Here is a 20448-nt window from a genome sequence, read left to right as displayed (position 1 = left end):
GACGCCTTGGTCTGGCCTTCCGGTTCGATGCGCGCGGTCCGGGTTTCGCTGGCGCAGACACAAAGGCGGGTGAATCAGTGGACGCTTGAAGCTATCCGCCGCGACGCTATGTTCAACGCTGCGCTGATTGCGCATCCCGATATCGTGCTGGCGCTTGATCCGCCCATATTTTTGCGCCGGCGGACCCTGGCGCACCGGCGGGACGATCCGCAGGCTTTCAACGCCGCGTTGGATGCTCTATTGCCCGCCCATGACCGATTTTACCGATGAAGAGCTGGCGCTCGATCCGCATTTCGCCGACCAGTTCGAGGCAGGCTTTCGCCCCGCCTGCCAGCTCTACCTGATTTCCCCGCCGACCATCGGCGACGATTTCGTGGATCGTCTGGCGCAGGCGTTCGATGGAGGCGATGTCGCGGCCTTCCAGTTGCGGCTCAAGGGACTGGATGAGGATGCCATCGCCGCCGTCGCAGCGCCGTTGCAGGCGCTATGCGCGCAGCGGGAAGTCGCCTTCATCATCAACGACAGCGTGGCGCTGGCGCAGCGTCTCAGCGCGGATGGCGTGCATCTGGGGCAGGGCGATGGCGATGCGAAGGAAGCCCGTAAGCTGCTCGGGCCGAAGGTGCAGATCGGCATCACTTGCCACGACAGCCGCCATCTGGCGATGGAAGCGGGGGAGGCAGGGGCCGACTATGTCGCGTTCGGTGCTTTCTTTCCCACCACGACCAAGGACGTCACGCATCATGCCGAACCGTCGATTCTCGGCTGGTGGACGACGCTGTTCGAACTGCCCTGCGTTGCGATCGGCGGCGTGACCCCGGACAATGCCGCACCCCTGGTCGCGGCCGGCGCCGACTTCCTGGCGGTCAGCGGCGCGGTGTGGAACCATCCCGAAGGCCCCGGCGCCGGGGTCGCCGCTTTCGCTGAGGTACTCGCCAGCAAGGCCCCGCCGCCCCGCTGAGGGGAACGGACAGGCCGATCCTCAAACCATCGTCACTCCGAACCTGTTTCAAGGTCTATTTTTCCCCGCCGAGCAGAGGCCATTGGGACGGAATAGAGCATCGTGCGGAAAAGTGGGAACCGGTTTTTCGCTTAAAACGATGCGAAAACAAAAAACTAGAGCGCGCCACCTGCATCGGATTTAACGCAGCGCGCTCTAGATGCTGAAACAAGTTCACCATGACGAAGGGATAATGATGGTTGGGCCTCGCCATTGCGCATTTGCGTGACGACGTGATCGTCAGCGCACCCTTCCGCCTTTTCGCGCGTTCTCTCCATACAACTACGGAGAGTAGCGCCTTGAAAAACCATCTGTTGCTTGCCGCCCTGCTGTGCAGCGCCTGCAATGTGAACGTCACCGACGCCAACAGCAGCCAGCCTGCGAACGCCGCCGCGCAACCGGACAATAGTGTTGCCGCGCAGGCGGCCGTGAAAAATGCGGCATATGATTTTCCGGTCGTGCAGGAGCAGAACCCGCAACAGCCCAATCGCATCCTGATGGCGCAAGTGGCGCTGGATCGCTGGGGTTTCTCGCCCGGTGTGCTCGATGGCAAGGATGGGATGAGTTACAAGGCGGCCCTGCGCGGTTTTCAGGACGCGCATGACCTGCCCGTGACTGGCCAGTTCGACCAGAAGACCGGCGCTGCCTTGCTGGAGGGCGAGGCGCGGCCCACCACCTATCTGGTGAAGATTCCCGATGATTTCGCTCGTGGCCCCTTTTTCGACGTGCCTAGGGGCCTGAACGAACAGGCGAGCCTGCCCGCGCTCACTTATCGCAACCTGCTGGAAAAGCTGGCCGAGCGGTTCCACACCACGCCTGAAGCGCTGGTCGCGCTCAACCCGCCTAACACCAAGGTTGCCGCCGGCGCTACCATCCGCGTCCCCGCGATCGACAATCAGCCGGTGGCGCTGATCGACGGCGATGAACGGGGCTGGGGCGAGACGCTCGCCAGTCTGGGCGTGGCCAAGGACCAGCCACAGGCCGACCATATCGTGGTCGACAAGTCCGAAGGGCTGCTCAAGGTCTACAATGCTCAAAACCGCGTGATCGCGCAGTTCCCGGTGACGACCGGGTCGCAGCACGACCCGCTGCCGCTGGGCGAATGGACCATCAAGGGCGTCAGCCGCAATCCGGATTTCCACTATAATCCCAACCTCTTCTGGGACGCTTCCAACACAGATCAGAAGGCGGTGCTGAAGCCTGGACCCAATGGCCCGGTAGGCGTCGTGTGGATCGACCTGTCGAAGGATCATTATGGCATTCATGGTACGCCGGAGCCGCAGACGATCGGGCGCACCGAAAGCCATGGCTGCATCCGCCTGACCAACTGGGACGCCGCGCGCCTCGCCCAGATGGTGAAGAGCGGGGTGAAGGCGAAGTTTCAGGCATGAACGGGCGGGGGTCGGCCAAAATGTGGGGCGGGGGTGCGGTGGCGCTTCTGCTCTGCGCCGGCTTCGCCCATTTTTGCGTGCGGATCGTGCCGGCCGATGCGCCTTCGCCCGCGGTAGCTATCAGGTTGCCCGATGCCCATCATCGCGCCGACAACGGCCCGCTGCTGATCCCGGTTGAGGGCGTGCCGGCCGCCGCACTGACCGACACCTTCACGCAGGCGCGGGCTGACGGCGCCCGGCCGCATGACGCGATCGACATCATGGCGGCGCGGGGCAGGGCGGTGCTGGCCGCTGCGAACGGCCCGGTGGAAAAACTGTTCTGGAGCGAGGATGGCGGTCGCACCCTCTACCAGCGTTCGCCGGACGGTCATTTCCTCTATTATTACGCGCATCTCGATGGCTATGCGCCGGGCCTGCGCGAAGGCCAGTGGCTTCGACGCGGCCAGCCCGTCGCCACGGTGGGCAGCACCGGCAATGCCGATCCGTCCGCGCCGCATCTGCATTTCGCGGTGAACATCATGCAGCCGGGCGAGAGCTGGTATGGCGGTAGGCCGATCAACCCCTATCCGCTGCTGGCGCGCCGATAATCTGTCCTATCGGGCCTGCATCGGCTATCATGGCAGGCGCCGCTTTCCGGAAATATCCTGTATAGGAAACGCAATTTCAGGATAGGCGGGAAAAGTGCGAAGTTAAGGGCCGACCCACCCCCCTCTTGCCCTTCGCGCCCGCCCGCTGTAAAGGCGCGCCCAGCCTCCAAGAGGCCGGCTCTTTTCCACCTTCAGACATATAGGCAGGCTCTTCCCATGGCGAAGATCAGCGGCGTGGACATTCGTCCCGGCAACAATATCGAATATGAGGGCGGCCTGTGGCGCGCCGTCAAGATCCAGCACACCCAGCCCGGCAAGGGCGGCGCCTATATGCAGGTCGAACTCAAGAACCTGATCGACGGCCGCAAGAACAACGTGCGTTTCCGCTCCGCCGAAAGCGTCGAGCGCATTCGCCTCGACACCAAGGATTTCCAGTATCTCTACGCCGAAGGCGACATGCTCGTCTTCATGGACAACGAGAATTACGAGCAGATCAACCTGCCGTCCGAGTTGCTGGGCGACGCCGCCGACTTCCTTCAGGACGGCATGGAAGTGACGCTGGAAATGTATGAGGAGCGCCCGATTTCGGTGCAGTTGCCCGACACGATCGAAGCGACCGTGGTGGAAGCCGACGCCGTGGTGAAGGGGCAGACCGCCTCTGCCAGCTACAAGCCGGCGATCCTGGACAATGGCGTGCGCGTGATGGTGCCGCCGCATATCGTCAGCGGCACGCGCATCGTCGTGGACGTCTATGCCCGCGAATATGTGAAGCGGGCCGACTGATGCGAGCCGGGCGCATATCGGCACTGGCCGCCATCTTCGCGATCGGCGCCTCGCCGGTTGCGCTCACCGTTCCGGCAGCCGCGCAGACGACGGCACGGGCCGCGCCGACCAAGGCGCAGCTCGACAGTGCAGCCTATACGTTGCGCATCGTCATGACCGCGCTTCAATCGGGCGAGGTCGAGCAGCCGGTCAAGAACGCGCTGTTCGACTGCCTCTATTCCAATTCGATCGGCGAGATCAGCGCGCAAGCGGACAAGGTGATCGCCGCCAATGCAGGCAAGGTCGATCGCAAGGATGCGTCACAGATGCTGGCGGTCGTCGCCGGCACCTGCGGCTATCGTCCCGCCGCCGGCAAGCCGGCCGCCAAGCCCGCTCCGAAGAAATAACCAACCAGGCCGTTCCCGATGGGAGCGGCGGAGAAAAACTATGGTATCGCACTCCGGCCTTCTTACCGTCATGGAACGCGCCGCGCGCAAGGCGGGCAGCAAGCTTCGCCGCGACTTCGGCGAAGTCGAGCATCTTCAGGTCAGCCGCAAGGGGCCGGCGGACTTCGTGTCCAAAGCCGACGAACAGGCGGAAAAGACGCTGGTCGAGGAATTGCAGAAGGCGCGTCCCGACTGGGGCTTCCTGCTGGAGGAGGGCGGGGTGATCGAGGGCGATCCGAGCAAGCCCCGCTGGATCATCGACCCGCTGGATGGCACCACCAACTTCCTGCACGGCATCCCGCACTTCGCCATCTCGATCGCGGTCGAGGAACCGCTTTATGGCGGCAAGCGGGAGATCACCACCGGCCTCATCTACCAGCCCGTCACCGACGAAAGCTATTGGGCGGAAAAGAGCCGGGGCGCCTGGCGGCATGACCAGCGACTGCGTGTCTCCGCACGCCGCGACCTGGCCGATTGCGTGATCGCGACCGGCATTCCGTTCATGGGCCATGGCAATATGGCCGAATGGACCCGCATCTTCGGTGCGGTGGCACCCTCTGTCGCCGGCATCCGCCGTTTCGGCGCGGCGTCGCTCGATCTCGCCCATGTCGCGTCCGGCCGTTACGACGGCTATTGGGAAAGTGGCTTGCAGCCCTGGGACGTCGCGGCTGGCCTGTTGCTGGTTCGTGAAGCGGGCGGTTTCACAAGTGATTTCCGGGGTGGCGATCAGGCGATCGAACGTAAGGAAGTCATTGCCGGAAACGACGCAATTCACAGCAAATTGCACAAGCTCGTTGCTGGCGCATTGCGCTAAAGTTCAACTGGGCCAAGCTCTTCAAGGGCTTGGTCTTTTTGCGATTCATTCTCACAGCGTTGGCCCCTTGCTTCGCATATGCAGCAGGCCTAAAGCGCGGCCCAAGATACACTTTTCGCCCAGGGGATTCCATTGGTCGATCTCGCCCAATATCTGCCGATCCTGATTTTTCTCGGGATCGCCTTGCTGCTTTCCGGCACCTTCGTCTTTTTGCCGATGCTGGTTGGCCGCCTCACCGGGGCGCACAAGCCCGACCCTGCCAAGCTCTCCGAATATGAGTGCGGTTTCCCCGCATTTGAAGAGCCGCGCAGCCAGTTCGACGTGCGTTTCTATCTGGTCGCCATTCTCTTCATCATCTTCGATCTTGAAGCGGCGTTCCTGTTTCCCTGGGCCGTAAGCCTCGACCAGATCGGCTGGGCCGGCTGGGCGACGATGATGATCTTCATAGCGGAGCTGGTGCTCGGCCTCGTCTATGCGTGGAAGAAGGGAGCACTCGATTGGGAGTAGAACTGTCCGGTCCCATTCCCGGCACCTTGCCGCCGATGGGAACCCAGCCCGACCAGGCCTTCTTTGACTCGCTCAACAGCGAAGTGAATGACAAGGGCTTCCTGATCACCTCGACGGAGGAGCTGTTCCAGTGGGCGCGTACCGGCTCGCTGTGGTGGATGACCTTCGGCCTGGCCTGCTGCGCCGTGGAAATGATCCACGTCAACATGCCGCGCTACGACATGGAGCGCTTTGGTGCCGCGCCGCGCGCGTCCCCGCGTCAGTCGGACGTAATGATCGTCGCGGGCACGCTGTGCAACAAGATGGCCCCGGCGCTGCGCAAGGTCTACGACCAGATGTCCAATCCGAAATATGTGATTTCGATGGGTAGCTGCGCCAATGGCGGCGGCTATTATCATTACAGCTATTCGGTCGTCCGTGGCTGTGACCGCATCGTGCCGGTCGACATCTATGTGCCGGGTTGCCCGCCGACTGCCGAAGCGCTGCTTTACGGCATCATGCAGCTTCAGCGGAAGATCCGCCGGATCGGGACGATTGAGCGTTAATATGGCCCATAGCGCACCCAAGATCGTGAACCCCGAAGGGATTGCCGAGGAAATCGGCGCCATCCTGGGGTCCATGCTGGTCGAAGCCGTCGATCATGCCGACGAACTGACCTTTACCGTCGCCCGCGAGGATCTGGCCAATGCCATGGTCGCGCTGCGCGACATGGGCCACTATCAGCAGTTGATGGAAATCGCTGGCGTCGACTATCCGGATCGTGCCGAACGGTTCGAGGTCGCCTATCATCTGCTCAGCGTCACGCGGAACCATCGCGTTCGCGTGAAGGTGTCGACCGACGAGGATACGCCGGTGCCGACCGTCACGCATCTCTGGCCGGTCGCCGGCTGGCTGGAGCGCGAAGTGTTCGACATGTATGGCGTGGTGTTCGACGGCAACACCGACCTGCGCCGCATCCTGACCGACTATGGGTTCAAGGGGCATCCGCAGCGCAAGGACTTCCCGCTGACGGGCTATGTCGAACTGCGTTATTCCGAAGAGGACAAGCGCGTCGTCTATGAGCCAGTGAAGCTGGCGCAGGACTTCCGCAGCTTCGACTTCATGTCGCCCTGGGAAGGTGCGCAATATGTGCTGCCCGGCGACGAGAAGGCCGCTGCGCCTGCTGTTCCGGCTGCGTCCACGCCCAAGGCGACTGAAAGCAAGGCCGACACTGGCGCAGGCGACGCCGCCAACAAGAAGGCCGAGGAAAAGTCGGCGGAAGCGCCGGCCAAGCCCGCTGCTGCCACCGATGAAGGCAAGGGCGCTGCCAAGCCGGAGGACAAGGCGTAATGTCCGATTATCTGGAAAAGCTGGACCATGTCACCGATGCGGCCGACCCCGCCTATGGCGACACGGAAATCCAGAACTATACGATCAACTTCGGCCCGCAGCATCCTGCGGCGCACGGCGTTCTGCGTCTGGTCATGGAACTGGAAGGCGAAATCGTCGAGCGATGCGATCCGCATGTCGGCCTGCTGCATCGCGGCACTGAGAAGCTGATCGAATATAAGACCTATATGCAGGCGCTGCCCTATTTCGACCGGCTGGACTATTGTTCGCCGCTCGGCATGGAACACAGCTATGTTCTGGCGGTCGAAAAGCTGCTGAACCTGGAAGTGCCGGAGCGTGCGCAATATCTGCGCGTGTTCTTCGCGGAACTGACGCGCATCTGCAATCACATGCTGAACCTGGGTTCGCATGTGATGGACGTCGGCGCGATGACGCCGAACCTGTGGCTGTTCGAAATTCGCGAGGATTGCCTCAACTTCTTCGAGCGCGCTTCGGGCGCCCGCATGCACTCGGCCTATTTCCGGCCGGGTGGCGTGCATCAGGATGTGCCTCTAAAGCTGCTGACCGACATCGCCGACTGGCTCGACACCCGCCTGCCGCGCCTGTTCGAAGACGCGATGAGCCTGGTGGTCGACAACCGCATCTTCAAGCAGCGTAATGTCGACATCGCCATCGTGAGCAAGGAAGACGCGCTGAAATGGGGCTTTTCCGGTCCCATGCTGCGCGGTTCGGGCATCGCCTGGGATATCCGCAAGGCACAGCCTTACGACGTCTATGACCGCATGGACTTCGACATTCCGGTCGGCACTGCCTATGACTGCTACGACCGGTTCATGGTCCGCGTCGAGGAAGTGCGCCAGTCCGCGCGCATCATGAAACAGTGTCTGAACGACATGCCCGAAGGGCCGATCGCCAGCTTCGACCGCAAGGTGGTTCCGCCCAAACGCGGCGAAATGAAGCGGTCGATGGAAGCGCTGATCCACCACTTCAAGCTTTATACCGAGGGCTTCCATGTCCCGGCGGGCGAAGTCTATGTCGCGACCGAAAGTCCTAAGGGTGAATTCGGCGTCTATCTGGTCAGCGACGGCTCCAACAAGCCCTATCGCTGCAAGATCCGCCCGACCGCCTTCTCGCACCTGCAAGCTATGGACTTCATGATGAAGGGCCACATGCTCGCCGACACCACCGCTGTACTGGGCGCGATGGACATCGTGTTCGGAGAATGTGACCGATAATGGCTGACGCAGTTCATATCCCCGATGAGGCCGAAACCCGTGCGCGCTGGGGCGCGTTCGAGTGGACCGCCGACAATGCCGAACAGGCCAAGACGGTCATCGCGCGCTATCCCGCCGGTCGCCAGCAGTCGGCGGTGATGCCGCTGCTCGATCTGGCCCAGCGTCAGGTCGGCGCGGAAACGCAGACCAATGGCTGGCTGCCCGTGCCGGTGATGGAATATATCGCGCGTCAGCTCGATATGCCGTACATGCGCGTCTATGAGGTCGCGACCTTCTACACCATGTATAATCTGGCGCCGGTCGGCCGCTATCATGTGCAGGTATGCGGTACGACGCCGTGCATGTTGCGCGGGTCGGACGATGTCTTTTCGGCGTGCAAGAACAAGGGTCTGGTCAAGGGCGGCACGACCCCTGACGGCCTGTTCACGCTGACCGAAGTCGAATGTCTTGGCGCGTGCGCCAACGCACCGATGGTCCAGATCAACGACGATAATTACGAAGACCTGACCTATGACAGCATGAGCGCGATCCTGGAAACGCTGGCCACCGGCGGCCAGCCCAAGATCGGCCCGCAGATCGACCGTCAGACGAGCGCGCCTGAAGGTGGCCCGACGACGCTCAAGGACATGGTCACTGAAAATCACGATTATCGGGGTGAATGGGCATGAGCGCATTGGTCGCCATCATCCTTGGCATCATCGTATTCGTGATCGCGCTCAAGATCATCGGCGCGGTGCTGGGCCTCGTCATCGGGATCGGGCTGGGCGTGGTCGCCTATGTCGTGGCTGAAAAACTGATCGGAAAGGGCCGGTAATGGCCGACGAAACCGCACCTCCTGCTCCGCCACCTTTCGTTGGTCCGCTGACCGACAAGGATCGCATCTTCACCAATGTCCACGGCTTCCAGGATTGGGGCGTGGACGCTGCGATGAAGCGTGGCGATTGGGACAATACCAGGAAGCTGATGGAAATCGGCCAGGATGGTATCATCGACATCATGAAGGCGTCGAACCTGCGCGGCCGTGGCGGCGCAGGCTTCCCGACTGGCCTGAAATGGTCGTTCATGCCCAAGGAAAGCAAGGATGGTCGTCCCAGCTTCCTGGTCATCAACGCCGACGAATCCGAACCGGGGTCATGCAAGGACCGCGAGATCATCCGCCACGATCCGCACAAGCTGATCGAAGGCGCGCTGATCGCCGGTTTCGCGATGCGGGCGCGGGCCGCCTATATCTATATTCGCGGCGAGTTCATCTACGAGGCGAAGGTTCTCTTCGCCGCCGTCGAGCAAGCCTATGAAAAGGGCTTCATCGGCAAGAATGCCTGCGGATCGGGCTATGATTTCGACGTCTTCGTCCATCGCGGCGCGGGCGCCTATATCTGCGGCGAGGAAACCGCGCAGATCGAAAGCATCGAAGGCAAGAAGGGCCAGCCCCGCCTGAAGCCGCCTTTCCCGGCGGGCGCGGGCCTTTATGGTTGCCCGACCACCGTGAACAATGTGGAATCGATCGCGGTTTCGCCGACGATCCTGCGGCGCGGCGCGGCATGGTTCAACGGCTTTGGTCGTGAGAACAACCGTGGCACCAAGCTGTTCCAGATCAGCGGCCACGTAAACAAGCCCTGCGTGGTCGAGGAATCGATGTCGATCCCGTTCCGCGAGCTGATCGACCGCCATTGCGGCGGCATCCGGGGCGGGTGGGACAATCTGCTCGCGGTCATTCCGGGCGGGTCATCGGTGCCTCTGGTTCCTGCAAAGGAAATCATGGACGCGCCGATGGACTTTGACGGCCTGCGGGCGCTTGGCTCCGGCCTTGGCACCGCCGCCGTCATCGTCATGGACAAGTCGACCGACATCGTCCGCGCCATTTCGCGCCTCTCCTACTTCTACAAGCATGAGAGCTGCGGCCAGTGTACGCCGTGCCGTGAAGGTACGGGCTGGATGTGGCGGGTGATGGAACGTCTGCGCACCGGCGACGCCGACCAGAGCGAAATCGACATGCTGTTCCAGGTTACGAAACAGGTCGAAGGCCACACCATCTGCGCGCTTGGCGACGCGGCGGCATGGCCGATCCAGGGGCTGATCCGGCATTTCCGCCCGGAAATCGAGCGCCGGATCAACGAAAACAAGGGTAGCGCCCCCGTCATGGAGGCAGCGGAGTAACCATGCCGAAGGTCAAAGTAGATGGCGTAGAACTGGAAGTCCCGGCAGGGACCACCGTTCTTCAGGCTTGCGAGCAGGCGGGGAAGGAAATCCCCCGTTTCTGCTATCATGAACGCCTTTCCATCGCCGGCAATTGCCGCATGTGCCTGGTCGAGGTGAAGCCCGGACCGCCCAAGCCGCAGGCTTCGTGCGCGCTTCCGGCCACCGAAGGTCAGGAAATTCGTACCGACAGCGAAATGGTCAAGAAGGCCCGCGAAGGGGTGATGGAGTTTCTCCTCATCAATCACCCGCTTGATTGCCCGATCTGCGATCAGGGCGGCGAGTGCGATCTTCAGGACCAGTCGGTCGCTTATGGCCGTGGTTCGTCGCGCTATGACGAAAACAAGCGCGCCGTGACCGAAAAGAATATGGGTCCGATCGTCAAGACGGTCATGACCCGCTGCATCCAGTGCACCCGTTGCGTGCGCTTTGCCGAGGAAGTCGCGGGCGTGCCGGAAATCGGTGCGATCGGTCGCGGCGAGAATATGCAGATCACCACCTATCTTGAACAGGCCGCCAAGAGCGAGCTGTCGGGCAATGTGGTCGACCTCTGCCCGGTCGGCGCGCTGACCGCCAAGCCCTATGCGTTCGAAGCGCGGCCTTGGGAATTGAAGAAGACCCATGCGATCGACGTCATGGATGCGCTGGGCACCAACATCCGTCTCGACAGCCGTGGTCGTCAGGTGTTGCGCGCCGTGCCACGCATCAACGATGACGTGAACGAGGAATGGGCAAGCGACAAGACCCGGCACAATGTCGACGGTCTGGTCCGCAAGCGTCTCGACAAGCCCTATGTCCGCAAGGATGGCAAGCTGGTTCCGGCGACCTGGACGGAAGCTTTCGCCGCCGTCGCCGCTGTCCAGCATGGCGGCAGTGTCGCGGCGATCGCGGGCGACCTGCTCGATTGCGAAACCATGTTCGCGGGCAAGGCCCTGGTCGAGAAACTGGGCGGCACCATGCTGGAAGGTCGCCAGACCGGGCTGTCCTACGACGTGTCGAGCCTGTCGTCGGTGGTGTTCAATACGCCGCTTGCGGACCTCGAAACCGCAGACGTCATCCTGCTGGTCGGCACCAATCTGCGCTGGGAAGCGCCGCTGGTGAACACGCGCATCCGCAAGGCGATCAAGAAGGGCGCGAAGATTTTCGCGGTCGGGGCGGAAGTCGATCTGACTTATAAGGTCGAATGGCTGGGCAACGATGCCTCGCTGCTCGCCAAGCTGCCCGAAGCCGTTCTGGAAGCCTTCAAGGGGGCTACTCGTCCGGCGATGATCGTCGGTGGCGGTGTGCTGGCCAAGGACGGCGCGCATGGCGACACGCTGGCGCTGGTCGAGACGCTGGGCCTGATCAAGGATGGCTGGAACGGCTACAACGTGCTGCACTTCGCGGCGGCCCGCATGGGCGGCCTGATGCTGGGCTATGCGACCAAGGGTGGCATCAAGGCGGTGGCGGAAGCCGCGCCCAAGCTGCTCTTCTCGCTGGGCGCGGACGAAGTCGATTATGCGCTCTTCCCGACCAGCTTCAAAGTCTATGTCGGCCATCATGGCGACAAGGGCGCACATGCTGCGGACGTGATCCTGCCGGGCGCGAGCTATGCCGAAAAGGCGGGCACCTACGTCAATCTGGAAGGCCGGGTACAGTTCGGTGAAAAGGCCGTGTTCGCGCCGGGCGACGCCCGCGAGGACTGGTCGATCCTGCGCGCCCTTTCCGAAACGCTGGGCGCCAAGTTGTCGTTCGACAGCTTCGAACAGCTCCGCGCCGAAATGGCGAAGGCGGTTCCGGCGCTCGGCGTCCAAGGTCTGGCCGATTATGGCTGGTCCATTCCGTCGCTCCCGACTGGCGCGACCGGCGAATTCGGTTCGCCAATCAAGGATTTCTACCTCACCAACGCCATCTGCCGTGCCAGCCCGACGATGCAGCAATGCTCGGCCGAGCTGATCCATGGCGTTGAGTATGCGGAGGCCGCAGAGTGACCGCTTTCTTCCAAGGCCTTGGCCTGCCTTTCGAGGGCGCCTGGCTGCTTTCTACCGTCATCGGCATTTTGGTGATCTGTCTGCCGGTCATGCTGGCCGTCGCCATGATCATCTATGCCGATCGCAAGATCTGGGCCGCCATGGCGTTGCGCCGTGGTCCCAACGTCGTCGGTCCCTTCGGTCTGCTTCAGTCCTTCGCGGACGGTCTGAAGGTTTTCCTTCAAGAAACCATCGTTCCGTCGGCCGCGAGCAAGGCGCTGTTCCTGATCGCGCCGATCATCACCTTCACCGTGGCGCTGATGGCCTGGGCAGTCATACCGTTCCAGGTGGGCGTGGTGCTGGCCAACATCAATGTCGGCTTGCTCTACATTCTCGCGATCAGCTCGCTGGGCGTGTACGGCGTGGTGCTGGCGGGCTGGGCGTCCAACTCGAAATATCCCTTCTATTCCGCGATCCGTGCCAGCGCGCAGATGATCAGCTATGAAGTCTCGATCGGCTTCATCATCATCACCGTGGTGCTGTGGGCAGGCAGCTTCAACTTGACCGCGATCGTGGAAAGCCAGAAGGCCTATTATGGCTTCCTGAACGGCAATGGCTTCAACCCGTTGCTCTTCCCGATGGCGATCATGTTCCTGATTTCGGCCATGGCGGAAACGGCGCGTGCGCCGTTCGACCTGACCGAAGCGGAATCCGAACTGGTTGCGGGTTACCAGACCGAATATTCGTCGATGGCCTTCGCGCTGTTCTGGCTGGGCGAATATGCCAACGTCATCCTGATGTGCGCATTGAACGCGATCCTGTTCTGGGGCGGCTACCTGCCTCCGGTCGATTGGGCGCCGCTCTATTATGTGCCCGGCATCCTCTGGCTGTTCGCCAAGATCCTGTTCTTCTTCTTCGTCTTCTCCTGGGTGAAGGCGACGGTGCCCCGCTACCGTTATGACCAGCTGATGCGGCTGGGCTGGAAAATCTTCCTGCCGACCTCGCTGCTGTTCGTCTTCCTGGTTTCGGGCTTCCTCATGCTGACAAGGTATTCGTGACATGAGCCTTGGCTATTACGTCAAAAGCTTCACCCTCTGGGAATTCGTGAAGGCGCATTGGCTGACCTTGAAATATTTCTTCAAGCCCAAGGCGACGATCAACTACCCGTATGAGAAGAACCCGATTTCGCCGCGTTTTCGCGGTGAACATGCGCTGCGCCGTTATCCCAATGGGGAAGAACGCTGCATCGCGTGCAAGCTGTGCGAGGCCATTTGCCCGGCGCAGGCGATCACCATCGAGGCGCAGCCGCGCGACGATGGCAGCCGCCGGACGACGCGCTACGACATCGACATGACCAAGTGCATCTATTGCGGCTTCTGTCAGGAAGCCTGCCCGGTGGATGCGGTCGTGGAAGGCCCGAACTTCGAGTTCGCGACCGAAACCCGCGAAGAGCTGATCTACGACAAGGCCAAGCTCCTCGAAAACGGTGACAAGTGGGAGCGGGCGATTGCCGCGAACCTTGCCGCCGACGCACCCTATCGTTAAGCCGCCGGCATCAAGGGGAATATGATCCTGTGATCCACGTTATCGCCTTTTACCTGTTCGCCATCATGGTGGTGTGCAGCGGCGCGCTCACGATATTGTCGCGCAATCCGGTCCATTCGGTCCTCTGGCTGATCCTGTCCTTTTTCAACGCGGCAGGTCTGATGATCCTGATCGGCGCCGAATTCATCGCGATGCTGCTTGTCATTGTCTATGTTGGCGCGGTCGCGGTGCTGTTCCTGTTCGTTGTCATGATGCTGGACATCGACTTCGCCGAACTGCGCGCCGGTTTCGTCGACTATCTGCCCTTCGGCCTGCTGCTGGCGCTGGTGCTGCTGGCGGAAATCGTCCTGGGCATTGGTCTTTGGAGCGCCGGTCCCATCGAACTGGCGCAGCGCGCGGCCCCGGTGAACCCGGAACTGTCGAACATCCAGGCGATCGGTGGGCTGCTTTACACCCGCTACATCTTCCTGTTCGAAGCGGCGGGCATCGTCCTGCTGGTCGCCATGATCGGCGCGATCGTCCTGACGCACCGCGCTCGCGGCGGCGTGAAGGGCCAGAATGTCGCCAAGCAGAACCGTCGCCGTCCGCAGGATGCGACACGTAACATCAATCAGCCCGTCGGGCAGGGGGTGGAGCTGTGATCGGCCTTCAACATTATCTGGTGGTCAGCGCCATCCTCTTCGTGATGGGGGTGCTGGGCATCTTCATCAACCGCAAGAATGTCATCATCATTCTGATGGCGATTGAACTGATCCTCCTTAGCGTGAACATCAATCTTGTCGCCTTCAGCGTCTTTCTGGGCGATCTGGTGGGGCAGGTCTTCTCGATGTTCGTGCTGACCGTCGCGGCGGGTGAAGCGGCCATCGGCCTTGCCATCCTCGTCATTTACTTCCGTGGTCGCGGCACCATCGCCGTCGACGATGTCAACCGGATGAAGGGCTGAGCCTCACGTCATGATCCAGCTTATCGTCCTTCTTCCGCTGCTGGCGGCCGCCATTGCGGGTCTTGGTAACAAGGCCCTTGGCAAGCTGCCCGCCAAGATCGTCACCACCGGCGCGCTGTTTATCGCCTGCGCGTTGAGCTGGGTGACCTTCATTCCCTTCCTGCTCGGTCATGCCGAAGCGTCGGTAACGCCGCTGTTCACCTGGATCGAAAGCGGCAGCTTCGATGCCCAGTGGGCGTTGCGCGTCGACACGATGACGGCGGTCATGCTGGTGGTCATCACCAGCGTGTCGAGCCTCGTCCACCTCTATAGCTGGGGCTATATGGACGAGGAGCCGGATCAGCCGCGCTTCTTCGCCTATCTCTCGCTCTTCACCTTCGCGATGCTGATGCTCGTGACCGCGAACAATCTGCTTCAGATGTTCTTCGGTTGGGAAGGCGTGGGCCTGGCCTCTTACCTGCTCATCGGTTTCTGGTTCCGTAAGCCCAGCGCCAATGCGGCCGCGATCAAGGCTTTCGTGGTCAACCGCGTCGGCGACCTTGGCTTCATGATGGGCATTTTCGGCACCTATCTGGTGTTCAACACCATATCGATCCCGGAAATTCTGGCGGCGGCGCCGTCGATGGCCGGTTCGACCATCGGCTTCCTCGGTTATCGGTTCGACACCATGACCGTCCTCTGCCTGCTGCTGTTCGTCGGCGCGATGGGCAAGTCGGCGCAGCTTGGCCTGCACACCTGGTTGCCGGACGCGATGGAAGGCCCGACCCCTGTGTCGGCGCTGATCCACGCGGCCACCATGGTGACCGCTGGCGTCTTCATGGTTTGTCGCCTGTCGCCGATGTTCGAAACGTCGGAAACGGCGCTGACCGTCGTCACCTATGTCGGTGCCGCGACCTGTCTGTTCGCCGCGACCGTCGGCACGGTGCAGACGGACATCAAGCGGGTCATCGCCTATTCGACCTGTTCGCAACTGGGCTATATGTTCTTTGCCGCGGGCGTCGGTGCCTATGGCGCGGCGATGTTCCACCTGTTCACGCACGCCTTCTTCAAGGCTCTGCTGTTCCTGGGCGCCGGTTCGGTCATCCACGCGATGCACCATGAGCAGGACATGCGTTATTATGGCGGCCTGCGTAAGAGCATCCCTATCACCTTCTGGACGATGACGCTGGGTACGCTCGCCATCACTGGTGTCGGCCTGCCGATCATCGGCGTGGGCTTTGCCGGTTTCTATTCGAAGGACGGCATTCTCGAAGCAGCCTATGCCGCTGGCGGTGCGGGGACCGGTGCGTTCATTGTCGGCGTGTTCGCCGCGCTGCTGACCAGCTTCTATAGCTGGCGCCTGGTCTTCCTGACCTTCTTCGGCAAGCCGCGCTGGACCCAGTCGGAGCATATCCAGCACGCGCTGCATGACGCCCATGGCCATGACGATCATGCGCACGCCGCTCATGATGATGGTCATGACGATCATCATGTGCATGATGCGGGCGACGGCACCGGTGGCTATCATCCGCATGAAAGCCCGCTGGTCATGCTGATCCCGCTGCTGGTTCTGAGTCTTGGCGCCGTGTTCGCCGGTTTCGTCTTCCATGATCAGTTCATTGGTCCGGAGGGCGGCATCGAATTCTGGAAGGGCGCGCTCGCGTTCGACAGCCATCTGATGCACGAAGCCCATCAAGTGCCGACCTGGGTCAAATTCTCGCCGTTCACGGTGATGCTGACCGGCTTGGTCATTGCCTGGCTGAGCTACATCAGGAATACCGACTGGCCGCGCCGTTTCGTCGCGACCTTCGGTGGCCTGTACCAGTTCCTGCTGAACAAATGGTATTTTGACGAACTTTACAATTTCCTGTTCGTCAAACCTGCCTTCGCCATCGGCCGCTTCTTCTGGAAGTTCGGTGATGTAGGCTTCATCGACCGCTTCGGGCCGAATGGCCTGGCTGCTCTGGTCGTGCAGGGCAACAAGATCACCCGTCGGCTTCAGTCCGGCTACCTCTACACCTACGCGCTGGTGATGCTCATCGGGCTTGCCGCGGCCGCAACCTGGGCGATGACACGATAATGGACGGCTTCCCCATCCTTTCCCTGATGATGGCAGTGCCGATGGCCGGGGCCATCGCCTGTCTCTTCGCAGGCGCCAATAATGCGCGCTGGATCGCGTTGATCGCGACGCTGGTCGATTTCGTCCTGGGCATCGTCCTGTGGATGAATTTCGACCAGGGCGGGCTGCAATGGCAGTTCCAGGAATATGCGCCGATCTTCGGTCGCTTCGCCTGGGCGCTGGGTATCGACGGTATCGCCCTGATGCTGATCGCGCTGACCGTGTTCCTGATGCCGATCTGCATCGGCGCAAGCTGGAACGCGATCAACAAGCGCGTCGGTGAATATATGGCGGCGTTCCTGTTCATGGAGGTGCTGATGATCGGCGTCTTCACGGCGCAGGATCTCTACCTTTTCTACATCATGTTCGAAGCCGGCCTGATCCCGATGTACCTTATCATCGGCATCTGGGGTGGCGCGGACCGGATCTACGCCTCGTATAAATTCTTCCTCTACACATTGTTCGGCTCGGTCCTGATGCTGATCGCGATGATGTGGATGGTGCATGAAGCCGGTTCGACCGAAATTCCGGTCCTGATGGCCTATAATTTCGATCCGCATGTCCAGACGTGGCTGTTCCTGGCCTTCTTCGCCAGCTTCGCGGTGAAGATGCCGATGTGGCCGGTCCACACCTGGCTGCCAGATGCCCACGTTCAGGCGCCGACCGCCGGTTCGGTCATTCTGGCGGGCGTGCTGCTGAAAATGGGTGGCTATGGCTTCATCCGCTTCTCGCTGCCGATGTTCCCGGAAGCCTCGGCGCAGCTTGCGCCGATGGTGTGGGGCCTCTCGATGGTCGCTGTGGTTTACACCAGTCTCGTCGCGCTCGTTCAATCGGACATGAAGAAGCTGATCGCCTATTCGTCGGTCGCGCATATGGCGATCGTCACCATCGGTCTGTTCGCCTTCAACCAGGCGGGCATCGAAGGCGCGATGATGGTCATGCTGGGCCATGGTCTGGTCGCCGGCGCGCTGTTCCTGTGCGTGGGCGTGGTCTATGACCGCCTTCATACCCGCGAGATCAACCGCTATGGTGGCCTGAGCATCAACATGCCGCGCTATGCCGTGTTGTTCCTGTTCTTCACCATGGCGTCGGTCGGCCTGCCGGGCACGTCCAACTTCGTCGGTGAATTCCTGTCGCTGATGGGCGTTTATCAGGCATCGAGTTGGGTAGCGCTGGTCTGCACCACGGGCATCATCCTGGGTGCAGCCTATATGCTCTATCTCTATCGCCGCATCTGCTACGGCGATCAGGTGAATGCCGATGCTGCGGCCATGCCCGACCTGTCGATCAGGGAATTCTGGCTGATGGCGCCGATCGCGGCCGTGGTGCTATGGATGGGGGTTTACCCGGAAAGCTTCCTGGCGCCGATGCGGGCCGACATCCGCGCGCTCGAAGCGCGCCTCGCCCCTGCGGCTCCCGCAGGTGACTCCAATATCAAGATGGGTGCGCCCAAGCCTAAAAGTGAGGGCCACCATGAAGAAGCATCCGCGCACGGGGAGGCGCACTGATGATTGACTCCGCTTCCCTTCTGGCGGTCGTGCCGGAACTCATCCTGACGGTGGGTGGCCTGGCGCTGATGCTGGTCGCGGCCTTTGGCGGCGATGGCTCGGCCCGCCTGGTCAACTGGCTGTCGGTCATTGTGCTGGCCATCGCAGGCGTGTCGCTGTCCTGCTCGCTGGTCCATGGTCCCGATGCGTTCGACGGCCTGTATCGTGCAGACGCTTTCTCCGCATTTGCCAAGGCGCTGATCTATGGCGCGGCGGCGGCGGCTATCCTGCTCGCCCCGCGTTTCTTCTCGGTCGGCGGTGTGCCGCGCCCCGAATATCCGGTCCTGATCCTGTTCGCTGCCATCGGCATGGGCATGATGGTGTCGGCGGGCGACATGCTGACGCTCTATGTCGGCCTGGAAATGAACAGCCTTGCCTCCTACGTGCTGGCCAGCTTCATGCGCCAGGACGTGCGCTCTTCCGAAGCGGGCCTGAAATATTTCGTGCTCGGTTCGCTGGCGAGCGGCATCCTGCTCTACGGCATCTCGCTGCTCTACGGCTTCACCGGCAGCACCGCGTTCGACGGCATTTCCGTCGCGCTGGGCGACGGCGTGTCGAAGGGCGAGCTTTTTGGTCTGGTGTTCGTACTGGCTGGTCTGGCATTCAAGATCAGCGCCGTGCCGTTCCACATGTGGACGCCCGACGTCTATGAAGGCGCGCCGACCCCGGTCACCACCTTCTTCGCCAGCGCGCCCAAGGTTGCGGCCATCGGCCTGACCGTCCGCGTCGCGATCGAGGCTCTGGGTCCGGCAGGTCTGGACTGGCAGCAGATCGTGATCTTCGTCGCGCTCGCGTCGATCCTGTTCGGTGCGGTGGCGGCCATCGGCCAGACGAACATCAAGCGCCTGATGGCCTATTCGTCTATCAACAATGTCGGCTTCGCGCTGATCGGCCTGGCTGCGGGTACGCCCGCGGGTGCGGCAGCGACGATGAGCTATATGGCGATCTACGTCATCATGACCATCGGCGGTTTCGCCTGCATCCTGCAATTGCGCGATGCGGACGGCAAGCCGGTCGAAGAGATCGCCAGGCTTGCGGGCCTGTCGCAGTCGCGCAAAGGACTGGCCGCCGCGCTCGCCATCTTCATGTTCTCGATGGCGGGCATCCCGCCGCTGTTCGGCTTCTGGGCCAAGTTCCTGGTGTTCGATGCGGCGGTGGCCTCTGGCCTGACCGCGCTGGCGGCCTTCGGTATCGCCATGTCGGTGATCGGCGCTTTCTATTATCTCAAGATCATCAAGACGATATATTTCGATGAACCCGTCGTCGCCTATGAGGCGAAGGGCGGCCCGGTCGAGAATATCATCCTGACGGCCTGTGCCGTGGTGATCGTGCTGGGCTATCTGCTCAACCCCATGCTGGATCAGGCGAGCGCTGCCGCTGCGGCGTCGCTCTTCTGACCTTCCTACGCTTCGTCGAGGAAACCGGCTCCACTAACGCCGATATGCTGGCGTTGGCGGAGCAGGGCGGCGCTGATGGCAGCTGGCTGCGCGCCGGCCGCCAGATGGGTGGCAAGGGGCGCATGGGCCGCGTATGGGAAAGCCCGGACGGGAATCTCTATTGCTCGACGCTTGTCCGGTTACAGCCTGCCGATCCGCTGCCCCACACGCTGGCGCTGGTTGCGGCCAATGCGGTCCATGCTCTGGTCGCGCCGCTTTGCGCGGGACAAGCGCGGATCAAATGGCCCAATGATATTTTGGTCGATGGCGCGAAGATCGCCGGCATATTGTTGGAGCGGGCCGGCGATGCGATCGTCGTCGGCATCGGCATCAATGTCGCCGGGTACCCGGTCGGACTGGACCGCCCAGTCACCAGCCTGACGGCGCAGGGCGCGAGCGATGCCAAGGCGGAGGCGCTGTACGAGCGGCTTGCTCGGCTTTTCGCTCATTGGCTGTCCATCTGGCGCGCGCAGGGGCTCGATCCGGTTCGAGCGCATTGGCTGCTCAACGCCCATGCCGCGGGTACGCCGATGCGTGTCATCCTGCCCGATGGCGGTGAGGTAGAGGGAAGTTTCGACACGCTCGATCGTCAAGGCATGCTGATCCTGCGCTTGGCGAATGGACAGAGCCGTGCCATTCACGCGGGCGATATCATTCTCAGTTGAG

23 protein-coding genes are annotated in these 20448 nt (G+C 61.9%); all 23 read left to right on the top strand.

The genetic code is table 11. The features are described from left to right. Positions 1–27 precede the first annotated feature (27 nt). The 23 genes from ASE85_RS23980 (at position 28) to ASE85_RS14350 (ending at position 20447) form a co-directional block, all read left to right on the top strand. A complete protein-coding gene (locus ASE85_RS23980) occupies positions 28–270 on the top strand; it encodes a hypothetical protein (protein WP_235523547.1) in 243 nt (80 codons plus the stop codon). Continuing rightward, on the top strand, positions 251–958 hold the full coding sequence (gene thiE / locus ASE85_RS14450; protein WP_056689665.1) for a thiamine phosphate synthase: 708 nt from the start codon (positions 251–253) through the stop codon (positions 956–958). The genes ASE85_RS23980 and thiE overlap by 20 nt, the downstream gene beginning before the upstream one ends. A gap of 338 nt (positions 959–1296) precedes the next feature. Then, complete coding sequence (locus ASE85_RS14445; protein ID WP_056690193.1) at positions 1297–2388, top strand: L,D-transpeptidase family protein; 1092 nt, start codon at positions 1297–1299, stop codon at positions 2386–2388. Continuing rightward, positions 2385–2975 (top strand): M23 family metallopeptidase, encoded by a 591-nt coding sequence (locus ASE85_RS14440; RefSeq protein ID WP_056689662.1) that lies wholly within the window; start codon positions 2385–2387, stop codon positions 2973–2975. Before ASE85_RS14445 ends, ASE85_RS14440 begins: the two co-directional genes overlap by 4 nt. Positions 2976–3191: 216 nt before the next feature. Next, entirely contained in the window at positions 3192–3758 is a 567-nt protein-coding gene (gene efp, locus ASE85_RS14435; RefSeq protein ID WP_056689660.1) for an elongation factor P, read from the top strand. Beyond that, the gene (locus ASE85_RS14430; RefSeq protein WP_056689657.1) at positions 3758–4144 is read left to right on the top strand and encodes a hypothetical protein; all 387 of its coding nucleotides are present in this window, start codon (positions 3758–3760) and stop codon (positions 4142–4144) included. The genes efp and ASE85_RS14430 overlap by 1 nt, the downstream gene beginning before the upstream one ends. A gap of 40 nt (positions 4145–4184) precedes the next feature. Next, a complete protein-coding gene (locus ASE85_RS14425) occupies positions 4185–4997 on the top strand; it encodes an inositol monophosphatase family protein (protein ID WP_056689654.1) in 813 nt (270 codons plus the stop codon). 132 nt (positions 4998–5129) lie between these two features. Continuing rightward, positions 5130–5504: an NADH-quinone oxidoreductase subunit A gene (locus ASE85_RS14420; protein WP_056689651.1), complete on the top strand. Its 375-nt coding sequence runs from the start codon at positions 5130–5132 to the stop codon at positions 5502–5504. Then, a complete protein-coding gene (locus ASE85_RS14415; RefSeq protein ID WP_082462833.1) occupies positions 5495–6049 on the top strand; it encodes a NuoB/complex I 20 kDa subunit family protein in 555 nt (184 codons plus the stop codon). The genes ASE85_RS14420 and ASE85_RS14415 overlap by 10 nt, the downstream gene beginning before the upstream one ends. 1 nt (position 6050) lies before the next feature. Next, on the top strand, positions 6051–6833 hold the full coding sequence (locus tag ASE85_RS14410; RefSeq protein ID WP_056689645.1) for an NADH-quinone oxidoreductase subunit C: 783 nt from the start codon (positions 6051–6053) through the stop codon (positions 6831–6833). Further along, complete coding sequence (locus ASE85_RS14405) at positions 6833–8068, top strand: NADH-quinone oxidoreductase subunit D (protein ID WP_056689642.1); 1236 nt, start codon at positions 6833–6835, stop codon at positions 8066–8068. Before ASE85_RS14410 ends, ASE85_RS14405 begins: the two co-directional genes overlap by 1 nt. Further along, positions 8068–8736 carry an NADH-quinone oxidoreductase subunit NuoE gene (gene nuoE, locus ASE85_RS14400; protein ID WP_056689639.1) on the top strand — a complete coding sequence of 223 codons (669 nt, stop codon included), beginning with the start codon at positions 8068–8070 and terminating at the stop codon, positions 8734–8736. The genes ASE85_RS14405 and nuoE overlap by 1 nt, the downstream gene beginning before the upstream one ends. Next, on the top strand, positions 8733–8882 hold the full coding sequence (locus tag ASE85_RS23550; protein WP_200928365.1) for a hypothetical protein: 150 nt from the start codon (positions 8733–8735) through the stop codon (positions 8880–8882). The genes nuoE and ASE85_RS23550 overlap by 4 nt, the downstream gene beginning before the upstream one ends. Continuing rightward, entirely contained in the window at positions 8882–10225 is a 1344-nt protein-coding gene (gene nuoF, locus ASE85_RS14395; RefSeq protein ID WP_056689635.1) for an NADH-quinone oxidoreductase subunit NuoF, read from the top strand. The genes ASE85_RS23550 and nuoF overlap by 1 nt, the downstream gene beginning before the upstream one ends. A gap of 2 nt (positions 10226–10227) precedes the next feature. Further along, positions 10228–12234 (top strand): NADH-quinone oxidoreductase subunit NuoG, encoded by a 2007-nt coding sequence (nuoG, locus tag ASE85_RS14390; RefSeq protein WP_056689632.1) that lies wholly within the window; start codon positions 10228–10230, stop codon positions 12232–12234. Beyond that, a complete protein-coding gene (gene nuoH, locus ASE85_RS14385; RefSeq protein ID WP_056689627.1) occupies positions 12231–13271 on the top strand; it encodes an NADH-quinone oxidoreductase subunit NuoH in 1041 nt (346 codons plus the stop codon). The genes nuoG and nuoH overlap by 4 nt, the downstream gene beginning before the upstream one ends. 1 nt (position 13272) lies before the next feature. Beyond that, positions 13273–13758 carry an NADH-quinone oxidoreductase subunit NuoI gene (gene nuoI, locus ASE85_RS14380; RefSeq protein ID WP_056689625.1) on the top strand — a complete coding sequence of 162 codons (486 nt, stop codon included), beginning with the start codon at positions 13273–13275 and terminating at the stop codon, positions 13756–13758. A gap of 29 nt (positions 13759–13787) precedes the next feature. Further along, a complete protein-coding gene (locus ASE85_RS14375; protein WP_056689624.1) occupies positions 13788–14399 on the top strand; it encodes an NADH-quinone oxidoreductase subunit J in 612 nt (203 codons plus the stop codon). Beyond that, positions 14396–14701 (top strand): NADH-quinone oxidoreductase subunit NuoK, encoded by a 306-nt coding sequence (nuoK, locus tag ASE85_RS14370; protein WP_056689622.1) that lies wholly within the window; start codon positions 14396–14398, stop codon positions 14699–14701. Before ASE85_RS14375 ends, nuoK begins: the two co-directional genes overlap by 4 nt. 10 nt (positions 14702–14711) lie before the next feature. Then, positions 14712–16760, top strand: coding sequence for an NADH-quinone oxidoreductase subunit L (gene nuoL / locus ASE85_RS14365; RefSeq protein ID WP_056689620.1), 2049 nt, complete (start codon positions 14712–14714; stop codon positions 16758–16760). After that, a complete protein-coding gene (locus ASE85_RS14360) occupies positions 16760–18307 on the top strand; it encodes an NADH-quinone oxidoreductase subunit M (protein ID WP_056689618.1) in 1548 nt (515 codons plus the stop codon). Before nuoL ends, ASE85_RS14360 begins: the two co-directional genes overlap by 1 nt. After that, positions 18307–19743: an NADH-quinone oxidoreductase subunit NuoN gene (gene nuoN, locus ASE85_RS14355; RefSeq protein WP_056689616.1), complete on the top strand. Its 1437-nt coding sequence runs from the start codon at positions 18307–18309 to the stop codon at positions 19741–19743. Before ASE85_RS14360 ends, nuoN begins: the two co-directional genes overlap by 1 nt. Then, positions 19740–20447, top strand: a complete 708-nt coding sequence (locus ASE85_RS14350) for a biotin--[acetyl-CoA-carboxylase] ligase (protein ID WP_082462832.1) — start codon at positions 19740–19742, stop codon at positions 20445–20447. Before nuoN ends, ASE85_RS14350 begins: the two co-directional genes overlap by 4 nt. Position 20448: the final 1 nt, after the last annotated feature.

It is taken from the genome of Sphingobium sp. Leaf26, from assembly GCF_001421665.1.
Lineage (GTDB): Bacteria > Pseudomonadota > Alphaproteobacteria > Sphingomonadales > Sphingomonadaceae > Sphingobium.
Note: the sequence above shows the minus strand (reverse complement) of the source record. Positions and strands in the feature narration are given on the sequence as shown.